The 19,470-nt window shown below is 67.6% G+C and carries 18 protein-coding genes; 4 read left to right on the top strand and 14 right to left on the bottom strand.

The window, feature by feature from the left end:
* Nucleotides 1–2: 2 nt before the first annotated feature.
* Both MF607_RS07240 and MF607_RS07235 read left to right on the top strand, forming a co-directional pair.
* Nucleotides 3–3,200, top strand: a complete 3,198-nt coding sequence (locus MF607_RS07240) for an efflux RND transporter permease subunit (RefSeq protein WP_242116936.1) — start codon at nucleotides 3–5, stop codon at nucleotides 3,198–3,200.
* A gap of 72 nt (nucleotides 3,201–3,272) precedes the next feature.
* The gene (locus tag MF607_RS07235) at nucleotides 3,273–4,112 is read left to right on the top strand and encodes a hypothetical protein (RefSeq protein ID WP_242116935.1); all 840 of its coding nucleotides are present in this window, start codon (nucleotides 3,273–3,275) and stop codon (nucleotides 4,110–4,112) included.
* Between the two features lie 25 nt (nucleotides 4,113–4,137).
* On the opposite strand, the gene nadA is transcribed toward MF607_RS07235, so the two are convergent.
* The 11 genes from nadA to leuC form a co-directional block, all read right to left on the bottom strand.
* Nucleotides 4,138–5,133, bottom strand: coding sequence for a quinolinate synthase NadA (gene nadA, locus MF607_RS07230; protein ID WP_242116934.1), 996 nt, complete (start codon nucleotides 5,131–5,133; stop codon nucleotides 4,138–4,140).
* Between the two features lie 91 nt (nucleotides 5,134–5,224).
* Nucleotides 5,225–5,941 carry a DUF4230 domain-containing protein gene (locus tag MF607_RS07225; RefSeq protein ID WP_242116933.1) on the bottom strand — a complete coding sequence of 239 codons (717 nt, stop codon included), beginning with the start codon at nucleotides 5,939–5,941 and terminating at the stop codon, nucleotides 5,225–5,227.
* The gene (locus MF607_RS07220) at nucleotides 5,926–6,783 is read right to left on the bottom strand and encodes an MBL fold metallo-hydrolase (RefSeq protein ID WP_242116932.1); all 858 of its coding nucleotides are present in this window, start codon (nucleotides 6,781–6,783) and stop codon (nucleotides 5,926–5,928) included. Before MF607_RS07220 ends, MF607_RS07225 begins: the two co-directional genes overlap by 16 nt.
* 114 nt (nucleotides 6,784–6,897) lie before the next feature.
* Nucleotides 6,898–8,556, bottom strand: coding sequence for a M56 family metallopeptidase (locus MF607_RS07215; protein WP_242116930.1), 1,659 nt, complete (start codon nucleotides 8,554–8,556; stop codon nucleotides 6,898–6,900).
* Nucleotides 8,553–8,921 (bottom strand): BlaI/MecI/CopY family transcriptional regulator, encoded by a 369-nt coding sequence (locus MF607_RS07210; RefSeq protein WP_242116928.1) that lies wholly within the window; start codon nucleotides 8,919–8,921, stop codon nucleotides 8,553–8,555. Before MF607_RS07210 ends, MF607_RS07215 begins: the two co-directional genes overlap by 4 nt.
* A 380-nt stretch (nucleotides 8,922–9,301) precedes the next feature.
* Complete coding sequence (gene grxD, locus MF607_RS07205) at nucleotides 9,302–9,625, bottom strand: Grx4 family monothiol glutaredoxin (protein ID WP_242116927.1); 324 nt, start codon at nucleotides 9,623–9,625, stop codon at nucleotides 9,302–9,304.
* Between the two features lie 34 nt (nucleotides 9,626–9,659).
* Entirely contained in the window at nucleotides 9,660–9,902 is a 243-nt protein-coding gene (locus MF607_RS07200) for a BolA family protein (protein ID WP_242116923.1), read from the bottom strand.
* Nucleotides 9,902–10,225, bottom strand: coding sequence for a DUF1476 domain-containing protein (locus MF607_RS07195; RefSeq protein ID WP_242116921.1), 324 nt, complete (start codon nucleotides 10,223–10,225; stop codon nucleotides 9,902–9,904). The genes MF607_RS07200 and MF607_RS07195 overlap by 1 nt, the downstream gene beginning before the upstream one ends.
* A 304-nt stretch (nucleotides 10,226–10,529) precedes the next feature.
* Nucleotides 10,530–11,525, bottom strand: a complete 996-nt coding sequence (locus tag MF607_RS07190; protein WP_242116919.1) for an NADPH:quinone oxidoreductase family protein — start codon at nucleotides 11,523–11,525, stop codon at nucleotides 10,530–10,532.
* Nucleotides 11,488–12,117 carry a 3-isopropylmalate dehydratase small subunit gene (gene leuD, locus MF607_RS07185; protein ID WP_242116916.1) on the bottom strand — a complete coding sequence of 210 codons (630 nt, stop codon included), beginning with the start codon at nucleotides 12,115–12,117 and terminating at the stop codon, nucleotides 11,488–11,490. The genes MF607_RS07190 and leuD overlap by 38 nt, the downstream gene beginning before the upstream one ends.
* Before the next feature lie 120 nt (nucleotides 12,118–12,237).
* Nucleotides 12,238–13,680, bottom strand: a complete 1,443-nt coding sequence (gene leuC / locus MF607_RS07180; RefSeq protein WP_242116913.1) for a 3-isopropylmalate dehydratase large subunit — start codon at nucleotides 13,678–13,680, stop codon at nucleotides 12,238–12,240.
* Between the two features lie 129 nt (nucleotides 13,681–13,809).
* Between leuC and MF607_RS07175 the strand changes: the two genes are divergently transcribed.
* A complete protein-coding gene (locus MF607_RS07175; protein ID WP_242116911.1) occupies nucleotides 13,810–15,048 on the top strand; it encodes an MFS transporter in 1,239 nt (412 codons plus the stop codon).
* Between the two features lie 258 nt (nucleotides 15,049–15,306).
* Here MF607_RS07175 and MF607_RS07170 read toward each other — a convergent pair whose 3' ends face one another.
* The 3 genes from MF607_RS07170 to MF607_RS07160 form a co-directional block, all read right to left on the bottom strand.
* The gene (locus MF607_RS07170) at nucleotides 15,307–15,942 is read right to left on the bottom strand and encodes a CoA transferase subunit B (protein WP_242116909.1); all 636 of its coding nucleotides are present in this window, start codon (nucleotides 15,940–15,942) and stop codon (nucleotides 15,307–15,309) included.
* Nucleotides 15,943–15,946: 4 nt separating this feature from the next.
* Nucleotides 15,947–16,828, bottom strand: coding sequence for a 5'-nucleotidase, lipoprotein e(P4) family (locus MF607_RS07165; RefSeq protein ID WP_431311912.1), 882 nt, complete (start codon nucleotides 16,826–16,828; stop codon nucleotides 15,947–15,949).
* 137 nt (nucleotides 16,829–16,965) lie between these two features.
* Nucleotides 16,966–17,667, bottom strand: coding sequence for a CoA transferase subunit A (locus MF607_RS07160; RefSeq protein ID WP_242116906.1), 702 nt, complete (start codon nucleotides 17,665–17,667; stop codon nucleotides 16,966–16,968).
* Nucleotides 17,668–17,793: 126 nt separating this feature from the next.
* On the opposite strand from MF607_RS07160, the gene MF607_RS07155 reads away from it, so the two are divergent.
* Nucleotides 17,794–19,446, top strand: a complete 1,653-nt coding sequence (locus tag MF607_RS07155; protein ID WP_242116904.1) for a thiamine pyrophosphate-binding protein — start codon at nucleotides 17,794–17,796, stop codon at nucleotides 19,444–19,446.
* Nucleotides 19,447–19,470: the final 24 nt, after the last annotated feature.

Genomic DNA, 19,470 nt, shown 5'->3' with positions numbered 1-19,470 from the left:
CGATGATCGCCCGCATTGTCGCATGGTCGGTCGCCCGGCGTTGGCTGGTGCTGCTGCTGACCCTCATTGCCACCGCCATCGGCGCATGGTCGCTCTATCGCCTGCCGATCGACGCCGTGCCCGACATCACCAACAATCAGGTGCAGATCAACGTCCGCGCGCCCGCTCTCTCACCCGAACTGGTCGAGAAACAGGTCTCGTTCCCGATCGAGACCGCGCTCGCCGGCACGCCCGGCCTCGAATATACCCGCTCGCTCAGCCGCAACGGCTTTGCGCAGATCACCGCCGTCTTCGATGAATCGACCGACATCTATTTCGCCCGGCAACAGGTCGGCGAACGGTTGCAGGGCGTGCAGGAAAGCCTGCCCCCCGGCGTCACGCCGGAAATGGGACCGATCGCGACCGGCCTCGGCGAAGTCTATATGTACACCGTCCGGCTCCAGCACCGCGCCGACGATCTGCACAAGCCCGGCGAGCCCGGCCAGCAGCCCGATGGCAGCTATATCACACCCGAGGGCGAACGGCTGGTCAGCGAGGAGGACAAGGCGACCTATCTGCGCACCGCGCAGGACTGGATCGTCACGCCGCTGCTCAAGACCGTACCGGGGCTGGCGGGCGTCGATTCGATCGGCGGCTATGCCAAGCAGTTCCTCGTCGTGCCGGATATCCAGCGGCTGGCGGCGCTGAACCTGACGCTGACCGAACTCGGCACCGCGCTGGAGCGCAACAACAGCAGCGTCGGCGGCGGCTTCGTCGATCGCGGTGGCGAGGGACTGGCGGTGCGCTCCGACGCGCTGGTGCGCAGCGCCGCCGATTTGTCGCGCATGGTCATCGCCACCCGCGAAGGCGTGCCGATCACGCTCGATCAGGTGGCAACGGTGCGCACCGGACAAGCGGTGCGGATGGGTTCAGCCTCCGAAAACGGTACCGAGGTGGTCGTCGGCACCGCGATCATGCGCATCGGTGAGAACAGCCGGACCGTGGCCACCGCGGTCGCGGCCAAGCTCAAGTCGATCAACGCCTCGCTGCCGCCCGACGTGGTGGTGCAGCCGGTGCTCGACCGTACCGCGCTGGTCAACGCGACCATCGCCACCGTCGGGAAAAATCTTTCCGAAGGCGCGGTACTCGTCATCGTCGTCCTCTTCCTCCTGCTCGGCAATTTCCGCGCGGCGGTGATTGCGGCACTGGTCATCCCGATCACGATGCTGCTGACCGGTTTCGGCATGCTGCATGCCGGGGTGTCGGCCAATCTGATGAGTCTGGGCGCGCTCGATTTCGGGCTGATCGTCGACGGCGCGGTCATCATCGTCGAAAATGCGATGCGGCGTCTGGCCGACCGGCAATATGCCGAGGGGCGGCTGCTGACCACCGACGAACGCCTGTCCACGGTGACGGCGGCGGCGCGCGAGATGATCCGGCCATCAGTCTATGGACAGGCGATCATCATCCTCGTCTATGTGCCGCTCCTCACCCTGTCGGGGGTCGAGGGGCGGACCTTCGTGCCGATGGCGCTGACCGTCATCATCGCCCTCGCCTTCGCCTTCGTCCTGTCGCTGACCTTCGTCCCCGCAATGATCGCCTTGCTGCTGTCGCGGCGGATCGAGGAGAAGGACGGGCGGATCGTGTCTTGGCTGAAACGCCGCTACGAACCCGGCCTCGACCGCGCGATGAAACGCCCGTCGCTCACGATCGGTGCGGGCATCGCCAGCCTGATCGTCGCGCTGCTCGCCTTTGCCGGATTGGGGCAGGTGTTCCTGCCGCAACTCGACGAAGGTGACCTGCTGATCCAGGCGCTGCGCATTCCCGCGACCTCGGTCCAGCAGAGTCAGGCGATGCAGGTTCCGATCGAACGGATGATGTCGCGCCAGCCCGAAGTGCGCTTCGTCTATTCGAAGACCGGCACCGCCGAACTGGCCTCCGACCCGATGCCGCCCAACGCCACCGACATGTTCGTGATCCTCAAACCCCGTTCCGAATGGCCCGACCCGCGTTTGCCCAAGGCCGAACTGGTCGAGCGGATCGAGCACGACCTGTCGAAAATTCCCGGCAACGCGTACGAGATCACCCAGCCGATCCAGATGCGCTTCAACGAACTGATCGCCGGAGTGCGCGGCGATATCGCGGTAAAGGTCTTCGGCGACGATTTCGACGCGATGAATCGCACCGCCGAACGGATCGCTGCGGTGCTGCGCCAGACGAAGGGCGCGGCGGACGTGAAGGTCGAACAGACGACGGGGTTACCGATGCTCGACATCCGCGTCGACCGCATGGCGATGGCACAGCGCGGCGTCACCGCACAGGACGTGCAGGACGTCATCACCGCCACCATCGGCGGGCGGCCGTCGGGCGTGATCTTCGAAGGAGACCGGCGCGTGCCGATCGTCATCCGCCTGTCCGACACCCAGCGCGCCGACCTGCAGCTCTTGCAGCGCGTGCCGGTGCCGATCGCGGGCGGCGGTAGCGTGCCGCTGTCGAGCGTCGCCGACATCCGCGTCGTCGACGGGCCGAACCAGATCAGCCGCGAGAACGGCAAGCGCCGCGTCGTGGTGCAGGCCAATGTCCGCGGCCGCGACGTCGCCTCGGTCGTCGCCGATGCGCAGGCGGCGATCGCCGAACAGGTCCGCCTGCCCCCGGGCAGCTATCTCGAATGGGGTGGCCAGTTCGAGAACCTCGCCTCCGCCACCGCGCGGCTGAAGCTGGTGGTGCCGGCCTGTTTCGTGCTGATCCTGCTGCTGCTCTACGGTGCGCTCAGGTCGGTGCGCGATGCGGCGATCGTGTTTACCGGCGTGCCCTTCGCAATGGTCGGCGGGGTGTTGCTGCTCTACGCACGCGGCATCGATTTCTCGGTATCGGCGGCGGTCGGCTTCATCGCACTGTCGGGGATTGCGGTGCTCAACGGGCTGGTGATGGTCAGCTCGATCCAGCAACTGGTCGCAGGCGGCATGGCGCGGGCGGAGGCGGCGCGGACCGGCGCGTTGCTCCGCCTGCGTCCGGTAGCGATGACCGCGCTGGTCGCCAGCCTCGGCTTCGTGCCGATGGCGCTGGGGTCGGGTGCCGGCGCGGAAGTACAGAAGCCGCTGGCGACGGTCGTCATCGGCGGGCTGATCTCCGCCACGCTGCTGACGCTGTTCGTCCTGCCGACATTGTACGCCCGACTCGGCGGGCGAACGGCGACCGGCAGCACGGGCGAACCGACATGAATCGTCCTGTTTCGGGAACTTACGCGCAAGTAGCACTTGGCAACCTAATTTGCTGCTGCGAGTTTGCACGCCATGACGACGGCTTCCCCCGATAACGCCGACGCAGTTTCGACGTCGCGCGCGCTTCCGCTGGTCTGCGCCGCGGCGCAAATCCTGACCCCTTTCCTGCCGATGATCGGTCTCGGGCGCACGATCGGCGAACAGTCGAATGCGGTCCGGACGCTGGTCACCCCGGCGGGATGGGCGTTCGCCATCTGGGGCGCACTCTACACCGGCGCACTGGCGTTCGCGCTGTATCAGGCATTGCCGTCGCAGCGCGGCAATCCGCTGCTCGCCCGGCTGCGCGGTCCCGCCGCCGGTGCGTTCTTCGGCAATGCGCTCTGGGCCGCCTATACGCAGGTCGCGGTGCTGGGCGTGCCGTCGGTGGCGATCATCTTGTTCACCTTGCTGTGCCTGCTAAAGAGCTATCGGTTCCTGTCCGCATGGCCGGGCGGCTTCACCACCGGCGAACGCTGGTGCGTGGTTCTGCCGCTGACCGCGCTCGCCAGCTGGCTGACCGTCGCCTCGATCGTCAACATCGCCGCGACGCTGCGCGCGCACGGTGTCTATTTCGGGGGGGAAACACCGATCATCGCCGCGGCGGTCGTGGTGCTCGGCGGGGGGATCGCGGCGGCGGCGCTGATCGCGGGGCGCGGCTGCCCGCCCTATGCGCTGGTGTTCTTCTGGGCATTGTCGGCGATCTGGGCGGCGGGCGGACAGCGTTCGGCGCTGGTCGCGATCGCCGTGGTCGTCGCCGCGCTGCTGGTCATGCTCGGCACGATCACCGGGCTGCGGCACGGCGGCCTCGCCCATTGGCTGGGACAGCGCCCGCTGCCCCTTGCCGACGATATGCGCGCACGGGCGCGGGCGTAACCCCACGCCCCGCTGACCGACGCGCTTAGTTCGCGCGCAGCGGTCCGAGGTCGCCCAGCCCGACCGTGCCGCTCGCCATCGCCAGCATCCGGTCGAGCGACACCTTCGCCCGCTGGCGCAGCCCTTCCTCGATCTCGATCCGGGGGCTAAGGTCGCGCAGCGCGACGTACAGCTTTTCCAGCGTGTTGAGCGCCATATAGGGGCAGATATTGCAGTTGCAGTTGCCGTCCGCGCCCGGCGCGCCGATGAACGTCTTCTCCGGCACTGCCTTTTCCATCTGGTGGATGATGTGCGGCTCGGTCGCGACGATCAGCGTGTCGCCGGCCATCGCCTTGGCATAGTCGAGGATGCCGCTGGTCGACCCGACATAATCGGCATGGTCGAGGATGATCGCCGGGCATTCGGGATGCGCCGCGACCGGGGCGCCGGGATGCTGCGCCTTCAGCTTCAGCAACTCGGTCTCGCTGAACGCCTCGTGGACGATGCACACGCCCGGCCACAACAGCATGTCGCGCCCGGTCTTGCGCATCAGATAGCCGCCCAGGTTGCGGTCGGGACCGAAGATCACCTTCTGGTCGGCGGGCAGTTGCGACAGGATCTTTTCCGCCGACGACGAGGTGACGATGATGTCGGACAGCGCCTTCACCTCGGTCGAACAGTTGATATAGGTCAGCGCGATATGATCGGGATGCTGCGCGCGAAACGCCGCGAACTGTTCGGGCGGGCAGCTATCCTCCAGCGAACAGCCGGCATCCATGTCGGGCAGGATCACTGTCTTGTCGGGCGACAGGATCTTGGCGGTCTCCGCCATGAAGCGCACGCCGCAGAACGCGATGACATCGGCATCGGTCGCCGCCGCCTTGCGGCTGAGGTCGAGACTGTCGCCGACAAAGTCCGCAAGGTCCTGGATCTCGGGCTTCTGGTAATAATGGCCGAGGATGACGGCGTTGCGCTCGCGGCGCAGCCGGTCGATCTCGGCCAGCAAATCGGTGCCGGTGGGCAATTCGGTGCGCGCGTTCATCATCGTCTCCTGTGAACCTGCCCCCTAGGGTGCAAACCCGATCAGAACAAGCAACCGATCTCCCCTCCCTTGTCGAGGAGGGGAGCCAAACTCACTGCCGATTGGCGACCACATCGGCGGGATCGGCCGAAACGTCCCAGCGCTCGCCGTCCCTCGCCCCCCGTTCGGCCGGAAAGGTCACCACGACCCGCACATTCCCCTCGCCCGCCGCAGCCAGCGGCGCCGCCAGCAACCGTGCCAGCCCGGCCCGCGCCATCTCGCGGGCTTGCGCCAGCCGTTCGGGGCTGCGCGCCTCGCGTTCGGCCCGCGACTGCGCCACCGCCGACACGCGCTGCGACAGCGCCGCCGCCGCCTCGCGCGTGACGTACAGCCCGTTGGTCTGGATCAACGTCCGCGCCGCCTCGTCGATATTCGGCCGCGCCACCGTCACGTCGGGGGCATCGACCACCAGCGTCCGCGTATCCGCCGACCAGCTGAGCTGCCCCTCGCCGATCCCGCCGACATCGACGAAATAATCGACTGAATAGGGCATCTTGACGACCTGATCCGACCGCAGCCAGCCAAAGCCGCGTACGTCGCTGGCCGTCGCCTGCAACGTGCCCGACAGCGACGCGACCTTCAGCGCACTCGCCCCCGACAGCCGCGCGGTGATGATCCGCGTCACCGCCTGCCCGCTGTCCGGCTCGGTGGTGACGGTGTAGCGCTCCTCATAGCGCTGCCACAGCACCCAGCCGCCGACCGCCAGCACCAGTAGCACGACCGCCGCTACCGCCAGCCGCAACGCCTGCGGCCTCACATGCGATGCCATGTATTCGCCTCCTGTCGCACGATCCCGCGCCGTTCGAGGTCGATCAGATGCGCCAGCACCGATCGCCGCGCCGCGCCGACCAGCGCCGGCGCCAGCCCGACATACATGGCCGAAACCATCGCCGGCACGTCGTGCGTACCACGTTCGATCGCGCGGACGATCTGCCCCTCGCGCTGCCGGCGATGGCCGAGCATGCTGCGCACCAGCCGCTGCGGCGTCGCGACCATATCGCCATGCGCCGGGTAATAGACCCGGTCGTCCCGCTCCAGCAGCTTCGAGAGGCTGGCCATATAGTCGCCCATGTCGCCATCGGGCGGCGACACGATCGTCGTCGACCAGCCCATGACATGATCGCCGCTGAACAGCGCGCCCGTTTCGGGTAGCGCGAAGGCGAGATGGTTCGACGTGTGCCCCGGCGTCGCGACCGCGACCAGCGTCCAGCCATCGCCCGCCACCGCCTCGCCATCGGCCAGCACCCGGTCGGGGCGATAGTCGGTATCGAACGCCGCGTCCGATCGCGGCCCTTCATGGTCCATCGTCAGCGCCGCGCAACCGATGATCGCCGCCCCCGTCCGCTCCGCCAGCGGCGCCGCGCCAGGACTATGGTCGCGGTGGGTGTGGGTACACAGGATCGCCGCGACCTCGCGCCCGCCGACCGCGGCGAGGATCGCATCCAGATGCACATCGTCGACCGGCCCCGGATCGATCACCGCCACCGCGCCCTTGCCCCCGACAACGAAGCTTTGCGTACCGCTATAGGTGTAGGGAGAGGCATTGCGCGCCAGCACGCGGGTCACCAGCGGTTCGAGCGGCTGGGCGATGCCGGTTGGATAGTCTGCCATTACCGGGAAACATGGCCGCTGGCGGCGCGTGATACAAGGCAAGCGGGCCGGCCGGCACGATGCCGACCGGCCCTGCCACGGACGAACGGGGCAGAACGTCCGTGGATCCGGGTATCAGTCCTGGTCGTCCAGCTCTTCCTGAAGTTCGCGAATGCTTTCGTCGATGCCGGCAAGGGCGCTGGTGCGGCCCGCGGCCGGCATGTCGCGGTTCGCCGCGATCGACGCGCGGGTCGAGCGCAGGCTGGCGAGCGCGGTGCGGATGCCCTGACGGGCATAGGCCTCACCCTGTGCCGCCTGCGCTTCCCCCCGCGCTGCCGCTGCCTCGCCGCGCGCCGCCGCCGCTTCGCCGAGCGCTGCCAGGCGGGCGCCGTCATGGGCGCGGGCGGCGGCCTGCCGGGTGATGATGCGGATACGGTCGGAACAGATGGTCGTGACCTGCTTGCCGCCGTCGTTGCGGGTGATGGTGGTCTGGCTGCCCGGACCGCAATTGCCGCTGACGATGTTGACCTCGGGAATGTCGCTGACGCTCTGCCCGATCAGCTTGCCCTCGCCGTCATAGCGCTGGACGACGATCTTGCGGACCTTGCCTTCGGGCGACTTGGCAAGGTTCGCTGGCAAGGCGGGCATTGCCGGCATCACGACGGTGACCGGCATCGGCACCTTCGGCGCAGTCGCCGGTACCGCCGGCTTCGGCAACGCGGCAGGGCTCGCCGGTTCGGCGGGCACCACCGGCAACGTCGCCGCCTGTGCCGGAACAATCGCCGCGACCGGGGCCAGCACCGCCGCCGCCTTCGCCTCGACCGACGCGATCTCGACGCCGGTCGCATCCTCGACCTTGCCACGGAATGTCTCGGCCGCCTGCGTCCCCGACGCGGTGATCCCCAGCCCCAGCACCGCCAGCGCCAGCGTCGCACCCCCCGCGACCCGCTTCGTTACGGGCGACATCACCCGATGCTTCGACAACATGACAAGCCTCCCTTTGAGTTCATGGACGCCGTGCAGGTGGCAGGCGGCCGACAGCCCCTGCCCATGCGCGGACTTGACGATGGCGGTGGCATAGGCGTGGCGGACGCCCGGCGTGGCGCGGGCCAGCACCATTGCGTCGCACGCCATTTCCTGATCGGCGCGGAATGCCCGGAACGCGCGCCATGCGACCGGATTGAACCAGTGGCAGCCGAGCACCACCAACGCGACCCAGTTGGCGAGCAGGTCGCCCCGCGCATGGTGGCCAAGCTCATGCGCCAGCGCCAATGCCTGTTCGCGTTCGTCATAACGTTCGCGGAAATCGACCGGCATCGCGACGTAGCGATGCACCACCCCGAAGGCGAGCGGCCCGGCGGCGTGCCGCGATTCGATCATCTTGACGTGCCCGCCGGCAACGCCCTCGGCCCGGCCCGACGCCAGCACCTTGGCACAGAAGCGGCGATGCTGGACGATATGCCATGTCACGAACCCGACCGCGCCCAGCAGCCACAATGCCATCACCGCCAGCGGTACGTCGGCCATGCCCCAACCCTGCGGCAGCGCGGGGACTTCGGCCACCGGCACGCCCAGCATGATGACCCCCGGCTCGGTCGCGGCGCCGATCGGCGCGATGTCGACCGGTCGCCAAGCGTCGGGAATGGGCGGCAGGATCATGCGCAGCGCCGGCAGCGCCCACAGCGCATAGGCCGCCTGCGGACCGAAGCGTCGCGCGACGGGGCCGCGCAGCACCAGCACCAGCAGCATCAGCAGCGTCGCCGCCGCGATCGTCTCCACCGCCCATCCGATCATTGTTTCAGCGCCTTTAACAGAGCCTCGATCTCGTCGATTTCACGCGCGCTCAACTGGTCGCGTTCGGCCAGATGCGCGACCAGCGGGGTCAGGCTGCCACCGAACAGACGGTCGATGAACTTCTGCGATTCCCCGGCGACATATTCCTCGCGCGCGACCAGCGGGCGGTAGCGATAGCGCCGCCCATCCTCCTCCGCACCGATCACTTCCTTGGCGAGTAGCCGGCCGAGCAGCGTCTTCACGGTGTTCGCGCTCCAGTCGCGCGACGGGGCGACGCGTTCGACCACCTCCTGCGCAGTAAGCGGGTTCTTGTCCCAGAGCACTTCCATCACGGCATGCTCGGCATCGCTGATTCGTTCGGCCATGGACAATGACTACACCCGTGGTCGTTACGTTTACAACTGTAATTAACAACCCGCCGGCAAACTGTCGGAACGGCTTACAACTCGGCCGCCCGGTGAAGAACGATTAACCGCGATCCCCCGTGAAAACCCGTAATTCCCGGAAATGGCACGCGGCCTGCATGAGAGTAGGTACCCGATGCGTTCGCGCTTCAATTCGGGCGGATCGGCACTCTCGCCGGTCCGCCCACCCGGGTTCTCCACCAGCATCGCTCTCGCGCGCTTCCAATTGGTCGCCGGGCACCGCCACGCCTTGCCCCGTCGCAAGTCGGCTCTGCAGCAACGAAAAAGCCCGGCCGCGCCATCGCGCGACCGGGCTTCTGCACCGCATGGAAAAGAAACGCTCAGGCGACCTTGTCGCCGCCCAGCAGCTCGGCCAGCTCGCCGCTCTCGTACATCTCCATCATGATGTCCGATCCGCCGACGAACTCGCCGTTCACGTACAGTTGCGGGATGGTCGGCCAATCCGAATAGGCCTTGATACCCTGGCGGATGCCCTGATCCTGCAACACGTCGACGCTTTCGAACTGGGTGTTCAGGTGGTTCAGGATCGCCACCGCCCGGCTCGAAAAACCGCATTGCGGGAAGAGCGGGCTGCCCTTCATGAACAGCACCACCGGGTTGTTCTTCACCACCGCATCGATGCGGGCGTTGGTATCGTCGGTCATCGTCATATCCTTGATCGTTCGCCCGGCGGGCGCTTCATGCCTGTGGAGTGGGGACGCCGGTCGTCAGTTGCAGTGCGTGCAGTTCGCCACCCATCCGGTCGCCCAGCGCGGCATAGACCGCGCGTTGCTGCGCGATGCGCGGCTTGCCCCGGAAACTCTCCGACACGACCCGCGCGGCATAATGATCGCCATCGCCGGCCAGATCGGTGATCTCGACCACCGCATCGGGGATGGCGGCGACGATCAGCGCCTCGATCGCCTGTGCCTCCATCGGCATTACAGGCTGCCCAACAGCTGGCGGCGCGCCTCGACCTCGCAATCGGCCAGCGCCTGACGGACATCGGCCTCGCTGCAATCGACGCCGGCGGCGGCCAGATCGGACAACAGCTTGCGGATCACGTCCTCGTCGCCGACTTCCTCGAAATCGGCCTGCACTACGGAGGTCGCATAGGCGTCGGTTTCGGCCGGGGTCAGTTCCATGCGTTCGGCGGCCCAATGGCCCAGCAGCTTGTTGCGCCGCGCGGTCACGCGAAACGCCATTTCCCCGTCACGGGCGAATTTGGCTTCGAAAGCGCGCTCCCGGTCGTCGAACGTCGTCATGGCAATCCCCTAATGGTCCCTCCCCCGCGAGATAGGGCGAGCGCGGGTTCCGCGCAACGCCGTCTCGGTTTGAGGCGGTGCTCGGGAAAAAGACGAGGTTCACGCGAAGACGCGAAGGCGGAAGAAGGGAAAATGGTTCGCGCAAAGGCGCAGAGGACGCAAAGGAAATGCCTTGGCCGCAATGGCCCGCCGCGCCACCGTCCCTTTGCTTTCGGGGCAACATGGCGAAAGGCTTCGCCAGAAATGCTGCGATCGCCGCGATCCGGACACCTCTGCGTCCTCTGCGCCTTTGCGCGAATCAAATCTACGGCACCACTACCAACTTCCCGACGACCCGACGCGCTGCCAGCGCCGCAATCGCCTCCCCGCCGCGCTCCAGCGGAAACACGCCCGTCACCTTCGGTGCGATCGCCCCTTCGTCCCACAGCCGGAACAGCGTCGCCACATGCGCCGCATTCGCCGCCGGATCGCGCATCGCGAACGCGCCCCAGAACACGCCGCACACATCGCAACTCTTGAGCAGGGTCAGGTTGAGCGGCAGCTTCGGTATCCCCGCCGGGAACCCCACCACCAGATAGCGCCCTTCCCACCCGACGCTGCGCAGCGCGGGTTCGGCATAGTCGCCACCGACCGGATCGAACACGATGTCCGCCCCCGCCGGACCGACCGCCGCCTTGAACGCATCCGCCAGCGCCTTCGACGCGTCCTTGTCGAGCGGCGCATAGGGGTAGACGACGACGTCATCCGCCCCCGCACTCCGCGCCGCGTCCGCCTTCTCCTGCGAAGACACCGCCGCCACGACCCGCGCGCCGAACGCCCTGCCCAGCTCGATCGTCGCCAGCCCGACCCCGCCGGCAGCGCCAAGCACCAGCAGCGTCTGCCCGGCCGCGATCCGCCCGCGATCGACCAGCGCATGGATCGCCGTGGCATAGGTCAGCAGCAGCGCCGCACCATCTTCGAAACTGCGGTTCGGTGGCAGGCGGTGGAGCGCGGCGGCAGGCAGCGCCAGCTTTTCGACCATCCCGCCATGGCCGGTGACCGCGATCACCCGGTCGCCGACCGCCCAGCCCTCGATGCCTTCGCCGACGCTCTCGATCACGCCCGCCACCTCGCCGCCCGGCGCGAACGGGCGCGGCGGGCGGAATTGGTAGCGATCCTCGATAATCAGCACATCAGGGTAATTGACGGCACAGGCGCGGACGGCGACGACCACCTGCCCCTTGCCCGCCACCGGATCGGGCAATTCCCCGATCGCGAGGGTGTCAGGCCCGCCCGGCTCCGTCGACAACAACGCCCGCATCACCGCTTCTCCCATTGAGCCACGGTCGCGCCGAAGCGACGCCGGACTCATATTTCGAAATCGCGGTATCTTGTGCCAGCGTCATGCCGATCTCGTCCAGCCCTTCCATCAGGCACTGGCGACGAAACGGGTCGAGGTCGAAGGTGAAGCGATCCTGATAGGGGGTGGTGACGGTCATCGTCTCCAGATCGACCGCGATCGGCTGATCCTTCGCCACTTCCACCAGCCGGTCGACCGCCGCCTGCGGCAGCACGACGGTGACGATCCCGTTCTTGATCGCGTTGCCGGAGAAAATGTCGGAAAAGCTCGGCGCGATCACCGCCTTGACGCCCATGTCGCCCAGCGCCCATGCGGCATGTTCGCGGCTGGAGCCACAGCCGAAATTCTCGCCCGCGATCAGCACCGGCGCGCCGGCATAGCGCGGATCGTCGAAGATATTGTCCGGCTCGGCGCGCACGCTCTCGAACGCACCCTTGCCCAACCCTTCGCGCGTCGTGGTCTTCAGCCAGTGCGCCGGGATGATGATGTCGGTGTCGATATTCTTGGCGCCCCATGGATAGGCGCGCCCCTCGACCTGCGTGATCGCTTCCATGTTACGCCCCGCTGCGCGGCACGACCGGCTTGGCCACCGCCGGCCGCACGCTCGACGCATAGGCCGCCGCGACTCCGCTCAGCACCGCGCCCGCGATCAGCGCCATCAACACCTTCTTCATTACGCTTGCTCCGTCACCAGTTCGCGGACATCGGCCAGCCGCCCGGTCACCGCCGCCGCCGCCGCCATCGCCGGGGACAGCAGATGCGTCCGCGCCCCCGGCCCCTGCCGCCCTACGAAATTACGGTTGCTGGTGGAAGCGCAGCGTTCGCCCGGCGGTACCTTGTCGGGGTTCATCGCCAGGCACATCGAACAGCCCGGCTCGCGCCATTCGAAGCCCGCCTCGGTAAAGATACGGTCCAGCCCCTCGGCCTCGGCCTGGCGCTTGACCAGCCCCGATCCGGGTACGACCAGCGCCTGCTTGATCCCGTCGGCAACGTGCCGTCCCTTCACCACGGTGGCGGCGGCGCGCAGATCCTCGATCCGGCTGTTGGTGCAGCTGCCGATGAAGATATAGCTGACCGGCACATCCTGCATTCGCGTGCCTGGCGTCAGCCCCATATAATCGAGCGACTTTTGCGCGGCGACGCGCTTCGACGGATCGTCGAAACTGTCGGGCGACGGCACGACCCCAGTGATCGGCACCACGTCCTCTGGGCTGGTGCCCCAGGTCAGCGACGGCGCGATATCGCTGGCGTGCAGCTGCACCACCCGGTCGTACCGGGCATCCGCATCGGTCGGCAGCGTCCGCCAATACTCGACCGCCCGGTCCCAATCGGCCCCGGTCGGCGCCATCGGCCGCCCCTTCAGATAGGCGAAGGTCGTCTCGTCGGGTGCAATCAAGCCGGCGCGCGCGCCACCCTCGATCGACATGTTGCTGATCGTCAGCCGCCCCTCGATCGACAGGCTGCGAATGACCTCGCCGGTATATTCGACGACATAGCCGGTGCCGCCCGCCGCACCGATCTTGCCGATGATCGCCAGCACGACGTCCTTGGCCGACACGCCATAGCCCAGCGTCCCGTCGACACGGATTTCCATCGTCTTCGACTGTTGCAGCAACAGCGTCTGGGTGGCCAGCACATGCTCGACTTCGCTGGTGCCGATCCCGAACGCCAGCGCGCCCAGCGCCCCATGCGCACTGGTATGGCTGTCGCCGCAGACCAGGGTCGTGCCCGGCAGGGTAAAGCCCTGTTCCGGCCCGACGACATGGACGATCCCCTGCGCCGCCGCCGTCGCGTCGATATAGCGGATGCCGAAATCGGGCGCGTTCTTCTCCAGCGCCGCCAGCTGGCTGGCGCTGGCCGGATCGGCGATCGGCAGGCGGTTGCCCTGCGCATCCACCCGGCGCGTCGTCGGCAGGTTATGGTCGGGCACCGCCAGCGTCAGGTCGGGCCGCCGCACCTGCCGCCCGGCGGCGCGAAGCCCGGCAAAGGCCTGCGGGCTGGTGACTTCGTGGACGAGATGGCGGTCGATATAGATCAGGCAGGTGCCGTCGTCGCGGCGTTCGACGACATGGTCGTCCCAGATCTTTTCGTACAACGTGCGGGCAGGCTTGGTCATCGCGCGGCGTTAACCGAAAATGCGTGCGCCGGGAAGGGTCGACGACATTATATTACGTTCACGTGGTGCGGGAGCCTTTGCCGCCGCGCCGCGTTCGGCGGCTTCATACATCATATACAGAGGCCGGCGATGCGCGAGCGAACTTCCGAACGGCCCGTTTCCCCAAGCAACGCGCGCGCGCTCGACTGGATGAACGCGTTCCTCGCCGATGTCCGCGACGGCCTTGGCCCCTATCTCGCCATCTATCTGGTCGCGGTGCGCGGACCCGACCATGGTTGGGACGAAGCAACCGCCGGCATGGTGATGACTATCGCCGGCATTGCCGGGCTGCTGGCGACGACCCCGGCCGGTGCGCTGGTCGACAAGAGCCGGGCGAAGCGCGCGCTGCTGGTCGCCGCCGCGCTGATCGTCACCCTCGCCTCGCTATCGCTGCCGATCGTGTCGGGCTTTACCGCCGTCGCCGTCACCCAGTCGCTGGCCGCCGTCGCGGGCGCGATCTTCGCCCCCGGCATCGCCGCGATCACGCTCGGCATCGTCGGTCCGCGTGCCTTTACCCGCCGCGTCGGCCGCAACGAAGCCTTCAACCATGGCGGCAACGCCGTCTCCGCCGCGCTGGCCGGCGCGCTGGCGTGGAAGTTCGGGCCGCAGGTCGTCTTCTACCTGATGGCCGGCCTCGCCGCGTGCAGCATCGTCGCGATCCTCATGGTCGACGACAAGGCGATCGACCACGACGTCGCCCGCGGCTGCACCGATGGCGAGGAACCCTGCACCCCGCCGCCGACCTTGCTCCAGACGTTCCGGGGATCGCCCGCCCTCGCCGTTTTTGCCGGGGCGTGTTTCCTGTTCCACCTCGCCAATGCGGCGATGCTGCCCTCGGTCGGGCAGCTGCTGGGGCGCGAGGTCGGCGCGGGTGCCGCCACCTCGCTGGTCGCCGCCTGCATCGTCGGCGCGCAGCTGGTGATGGTCCCGGTCGCGATCGTCGTCGGCCGCAATGCCGATCGCTGGGGCCACCGCCCGATCCTGCTGGTGGGCATGGCCGTACTGATCGCGCGCGGGGTGCTCTACACCTTTGCCGACGCCCCGGCATGGCTGCTCGGCGTACAGCTGCTCGACGGCATCGGCGCGGGTATCTTCGGCGCACTGCTGCCGGTCGTCGTCGCCGCGATCATGCGCGGCACCGGTCGCTTCAACGTCGCCCAAGGCGCGGTCGCGACGGTGCAGGGGCTGGGCGGCGCGCTCAGCACGACGCTGGCCGGCGTCATGATCGTCCAGGGCGGCTATAATGCGGCGTTCCTGCTGCTCGCGGCGATCGCGGCGGTCGGGTTCGCATTGCTGTGGTGGAAGATGCCGGAAACGGCCTCGCAGTAGAGATTTGGTTCACGCGAAGGCGCGAAGGCGCGGAGGAAGAAGTAGAAAAGTGGATTCGCGCAAAGGCGCAAAGGACGCAAAGGGGTTGCGGAGCAGGTGGATGCAGCCTGTCCGGCGCAGCCTCTTCTCTACCCGCGGCGAGGAGGGAGAGCCGCTATCGCGGCGAGCGCACCATCTTGGCGTCCTTTGCGCCTTTGCGCGAAAATCACCCTCTTCTTCGCGCCTTCGCGCCTTCGCGCCTTCGCGTGAACCCGAATCCTACTCTTCGAACCGAGCCGTAGTCTTCGCCCGAACCTCCTCGGCCGTGACCTCCGGCGCGCATTCCAACAGCCGGAACGGGCTGTCATGGTCCGCCCGCTGGAACACCGCCAGATCGGTGACGATCATGTCGACCACATTCCGCCCGGTCAGCGGCAGCGTGCATTCGGGGATGAACTTCGGATCGCCGTTCTTGGACGTATGCTCCATCACGACGATGATCTTCTTCACCCCGGCGACCAGGTCCATCGCCCCGCCCATGCCCTTGACCATCTTGCCCGGGATCATCCAGTTGGCGATGTCGCCGCCTTCCGACACCTCCATCGCGCCCAGCACGGTCAGGTCGATATGCCCGCCGCGGATCATCGCGAAGCTGTCGGCGCTGCTGAAATACACCGATTGCGGCAGTTCGCTGATCGTCTGCTTGCCGGCGTTGATCAGGTCGGGGTCTTCCTCCCCGGCATAGGGGAACGGCCCGATGCCCAGCATCCCGTTTTCCGACTGCAACGTCACCTCGACGCCGTCCGGGATATGGTTCGCCACCAGCGTCGGGATACCGATGCCGAGATTGACGTAGAATCCGTCCTTCAGCTCGCGCGCGGCACGCGCCGCCATTTCGTCGCGGGTCCAGCCCATCGGGTTACTCCTTGCGCGCGCCGGGATCGGTCCAGCGCAGGTCATTGGGGAAAACATCGTCGTAATCGCCGGCCAGCGCGGTGCCATAGACCGGGTTGGGCAGCACGAACCAGCCATTGCCCCACAGGCTGGCAAAGGCGGGGGCATCGGCGGCGGCGCGGCGTTCGGCGGGCTTCAGTCCGGCATTGAACAGATCGCTGAAGTCGCCGAGCTGATCGCCGACCAGCGCCACGACGCAGAAACGGCTGGCGATCAGCGCCCGCCGCGCATCCTTGCCCGACCCGCCCGGCGCATCGCCCTTCAGGAACAACGTTTCGCCATGCTTCGCCGGACCGAGGCCCGCACGGTTCAGCACGGCTTCGGTGAATTCGGCGGTCGCGGCGTTGCGGTTGGTGTTGAACACCACGGTCACGCCCGCCGCGCGCAGCGCCGCCAGCCCCTCGACCGCCCCCGGCACCGGCCGCGTCGCGCGCCCGTCGGACCGCTCCCACCGTTCCCAGCGTGCCGCGTCATAGCCCATGCCGCCGCGCGCATCGGCATATTCGTATCCGGTGTTGAGCAGCACCGTCTCGTCGACGTCGAACACGACGGCGGGCTTGCCGGTGCACGGCAGCTGCGTCGGTTGCGCCAGGGTCGCGCCCGGCGCCAACACCGCCTGCAACGGCATCCGGCGCAGCGTCGTCCGGTCGCGCAGATACTGGTTCACATAGCGGACCAGCCCGGCATAGGCCTGCCGGCTCGCCGCCGCCGCCTCGCCCGACCCATAGAGATACTGCATCCCTGCCGGCACGCCCGCCACGGTCGCCGGCGCGACCGGTGCGGCGGACTGGTTGCCGACCGCCACGACACAGCCCGACAGGGCGAAGGCGCCGACGCCGAGGGTCAAAGCGCTGGACCTACCCCGGCGAAGGCCGGGGCCCAGTTGGGAAACGCCAGCGAACGCAGACCGCCGTCCCGCAACTGGACCCCGGCCTTCGCCGGGGTACGATACGCGCTTGGCCACCAAACCGCGCAAAAAACCCATCACACCCGCTCCCGCACCGTGCGAAACTCGATCTGCTTGTCGTACGGCGCGCCGACGATCATCCGCTTCACGTAAATCCCCGGCAGGTGGATCGTGTCGGGATCGAGGCTACCGACCGGCACCACTTCCTCGACCTCGGCCACGCAGAAATTGGCGGCGGTCGCCATCGGCTGGTTGAAGTTGCGCGCGGTCTTGCGGAAGATCAAATTGCCGGCCTCGTCGGCCTTCCACCCCTTGATGATCGACAGGTCGGCGCGGATGCCGCGTTCGAGGATATAGTCCTCGCCGTCAAACTGCTTCACCTCTTTCCCTTCGGCGATCAGCGTGCCGACCCCGGTCTTGGTATAGAAGCCTGGAATGCCCGCCCCGCCCGCGCGGCAGCGTTCGGCCAGCGTCCCCTGCGGACAGAATTCGACCTCCAGTTCACCGCTCAGATATTGCCGCTCGAACTCCTTGTTCTCACCGACATAGCTGGAGATCATCTTGGCGACCTGCCGGCTGCGCAGCAGCTTGCCCAAGCCCTGTCCGTCGATTCCCGCATTGTTGCTGGCGATGGTCAGCTTCTGCACGCCCGACGCCTGGATCGCGTCGATCAGCCGTTCGGGAATGCCGCACAGGCCGAACCCGCCCGCGCAGATCGTCATCCCGTCGTGGAGCAATCCCTGCAGTGCCGCTTCGGCATTCGGGTACAGCTTGTTCACGCGCCTCTCTCCCAACTGATCGCGTCGTCGATGTCGCAGGCTCGGTCGGGCCGGTCAAGAAGGTGAACCGACTTTCAACTTAGCTCCGCTCTGGCGTCGGTCGCTGGTGCGCGATAGCGTGGGGGCATGACAAGTTCACGTTCCGGCGGTCGCATCCTCGTCGATGCCCTGATGACCCATGGCTGCGACCGCATCTTCCACGTCCCCGGCGAGAGCTTTCTCGCGGTCCTCGACGCGCTGCACGACACGCCCGCGATCGATCTGGTCACCTGTCGGCAGGAGGGCGGGGTCGGCTTCATGGCTTGTGCCGATGCCGCGCTGACCGGGCGGCCGGGCATCGCCTTCGTCACGCGCGGTCCCGGGGCTACCAATGCGTCGATCGGCGTACATGTCGCGATGCAGGACTCTATCCCGCTGCTGTTGTTCATCGGCGATGTCGACCGCGGCAATCGCGACCGCGAAGGCTTTCAGGAGGTCGATTTCCTGACGATGTTCGCACCGCTTGCCAAGCTGGTGCTGCGCATCGACGATCCCGCGCGCATCCCCGAATATATCGCGCGCGCATGGCGCACCGCCACCTCCGGCCGCCCCGGCCCGGTAGTGATCGCCCTGCCCGAGGACATGCTGGTCGAGCAAGCGGTCGCGAACGACCGCCCGCCGCTTGCGAAACTCGAAACCGCGCTCGACCCTGTCAACTTCGACGCGGTTTTTGCAGCACTGCGCACCGCCCGCGCCCCCGTGGCGATCGTCGGCGGGGCGGGCTGGGATGCCTCCACTGGTGTAACCTTCGCCAACTTCGCCGAACGCTGGGGCATCCCCGTCGCCGGCGCCTTCCGCCGACAGGACGCCATCGCCAACGACCATCCGGCATGGGCCGGAAATCTCGGCTACGGCCCCTCGCCAAAGCTCGTTCAGCGGATCAAGGCCGCCGACCTGCTGCTGGTCGTCGGCGCACGTTTGGGCGAGGCGACCACCGACGGCTATACGCTGATAACGCCCGACCATCCCGGCCAGACGCTGATCCACGTCCACCCCGACCCGGCCGAACTCGACCGCGTCTACCGCGCCGACCTCGCCGTCGCCGCCGACCCTTGTGCCTTCGCCGCCATGCTCGCCGCGGCCGAACCACCGGCTAACTCCTTGCCGGCAGGTCGGGAAGCCCATGCCGAATGGCTCGCATGGTCGACCCCCGCCCCGCGCGACGTCGCGCTCGACCTCGGGACGTGCGTCGCGGCAATGCGCGAAAGGCTGTCCGGCCACGACACCGTCATCTGCAACGGCGCGGGCAATTTCTCGGGCTGGTGGCACCGCTACTGGCACTATGGCTGGACCGGCACGCAGTTGGCGCCGACCTGCGGTGCGATGGGCTATGGCGTCCCCGCCGCCGTCGCCGCAGCCTTGCGCGAACCGACCAAACTCGCAGTCGCGGTCGCGGGCGACGGCGATTTCCTGATGAACGGACAGGAACTTGCCACCGCCGTCCAGCACGGCGCCAACCTGCTCGTCATCCTCGTCAACAATGGCGGCTACGGTACGATCCGCATGCATCAGGAACGCGAATATCCCGCGCGCCTCAGCGGCACCACGCTCGCCAATCCTGACTTCGCCGCCCTCGCCCGCGCCTATGGCGGCTGGGCCGAAACCGTCGAGACGACCGACCAGTTCGCCCCCGCCCTCGACCGCGCGCTGGCGCAAGACGGCGTCCGCCTGCTCCACTGCCGGACCGAGATCGAGATCATCACCCACAGCACGACGATCACCGCGATCCGCAATCGCTGATCGGCGGCCCCAACGGAAAAGGCC

It is taken from the genome of Sphingomonas lacusdianchii, from assembly GCF_022664395.1.
GTDB classification, from domain to species: Bacteria; Pseudomonadota; Alphaproteobacteria; order Sphingomonadales; family Sphingomonadaceae; genus Sphingomonas; species Sphingomonas lacusdianchii.
Note: the sequence above shows the minus strand (reverse complement) of the source record. Positions and strands in the feature narration are given on the sequence as shown.

Coding starts and splice junctions, on each gene's coding strand:
- MF607_RS07240 (WP_242116936.1), top strand. CDS start 3: ATGATCGCCCGCATTGTCGCATGGTCGGTCGCCCGGCGTTGGCTGGTG.
- MF607_RS07235 (WP_242116935.1), top strand. CDS start 3,273: ATGACGACGGCTTCCCCCGATAACGCCGACGCAGTTTCGACGTCGCGC.
- nadA (WP_242116934.1), bottom strand. CDS start 5,133: ATGAACGCGCGCACCGAATTGCCCACCGGCACCGATTTGCTGGCCGAG.
- MF607_RS07225 (WP_242116933.1), bottom strand. CDS start 5,941: ATGGCATCGCATGTGAGGCCGCAGGCGTTGCGGCTGGCGGTAGCGGCG.
- MF607_RS07220 (WP_242116932.1), bottom strand. CDS start 6,783: ATGGCAGACTATCCAACCGGCATCGCCCAGCCGCTCGAACCGCTGGTG.
- MF607_RS07215 (WP_242116930.1), bottom strand. CDS start 8,556: ATGATCGGATGGGCGGTGGAGACGATCGCGGCGGCGACGCTGCTGATG.
- MF607_RS07210 (WP_242116928.1), bottom strand. CDS start 8,921: ATGGCCGAACGAATCAGCGATGCCGAGCATGCCGTGATGGAAGTGCTC.
- grxD (WP_242116927.1), bottom strand. CDS start 9,625: ATGACCGACGATACCAACGCCCGCATCGATGCGGTGGTGAAGAACAAC.
- MF607_RS07200 (WP_242116923.1), bottom strand. CDS start 9,902: ATGCCGATGGAGGCACAGGCGATCGAGGCGCTGATCGTCGCCGCCATC.
- MF607_RS07195 (WP_242116921.1), bottom strand. CDS start 10,225: ATGACGACGTTCGACGACCGGGAGCGCGCTTTCGAAGCCAAATTCGCC.
- MF607_RS07190 (WP_242116919.1), bottom strand. CDS start 11,525: ATGCGGGCGTTGTTGTCGACGGAGCCGGGCGGGCCTGACACCCTCGCG.
- leuD (WP_242116916.1), bottom strand. CDS start 12,117: ATGGAAGCGATCACGCAGGTCGAGGGGCGCGCCTATCCATGGGGCGCC.
- leuC (WP_242116913.1), bottom strand. CDS start 13,680: ATGACCAAGCCTGCCCGCACGTTGTACGAAAAGATCTGGGACGACCAT.
- MF607_RS07175 (WP_242116911.1), top strand. CDS start 13,810: ATGCGCGAGCGAACTTCCGAACGGCCCGTTTCCCCAAGCAACGCGCGC.
- MF607_RS07170 (WP_242116909.1), bottom strand. CDS start 15,942: ATGGGCTGGACCCGCGACGAAATGGCGGCGCGTGCCGCGCGCGAGCTG.
- MF607_RS07155 (WP_242116904.1), top strand. CDS start 17,794: ATGACAAGTTCACGTTCCGGCGGTCGCATCCTCGTCGATGCCCTGATG.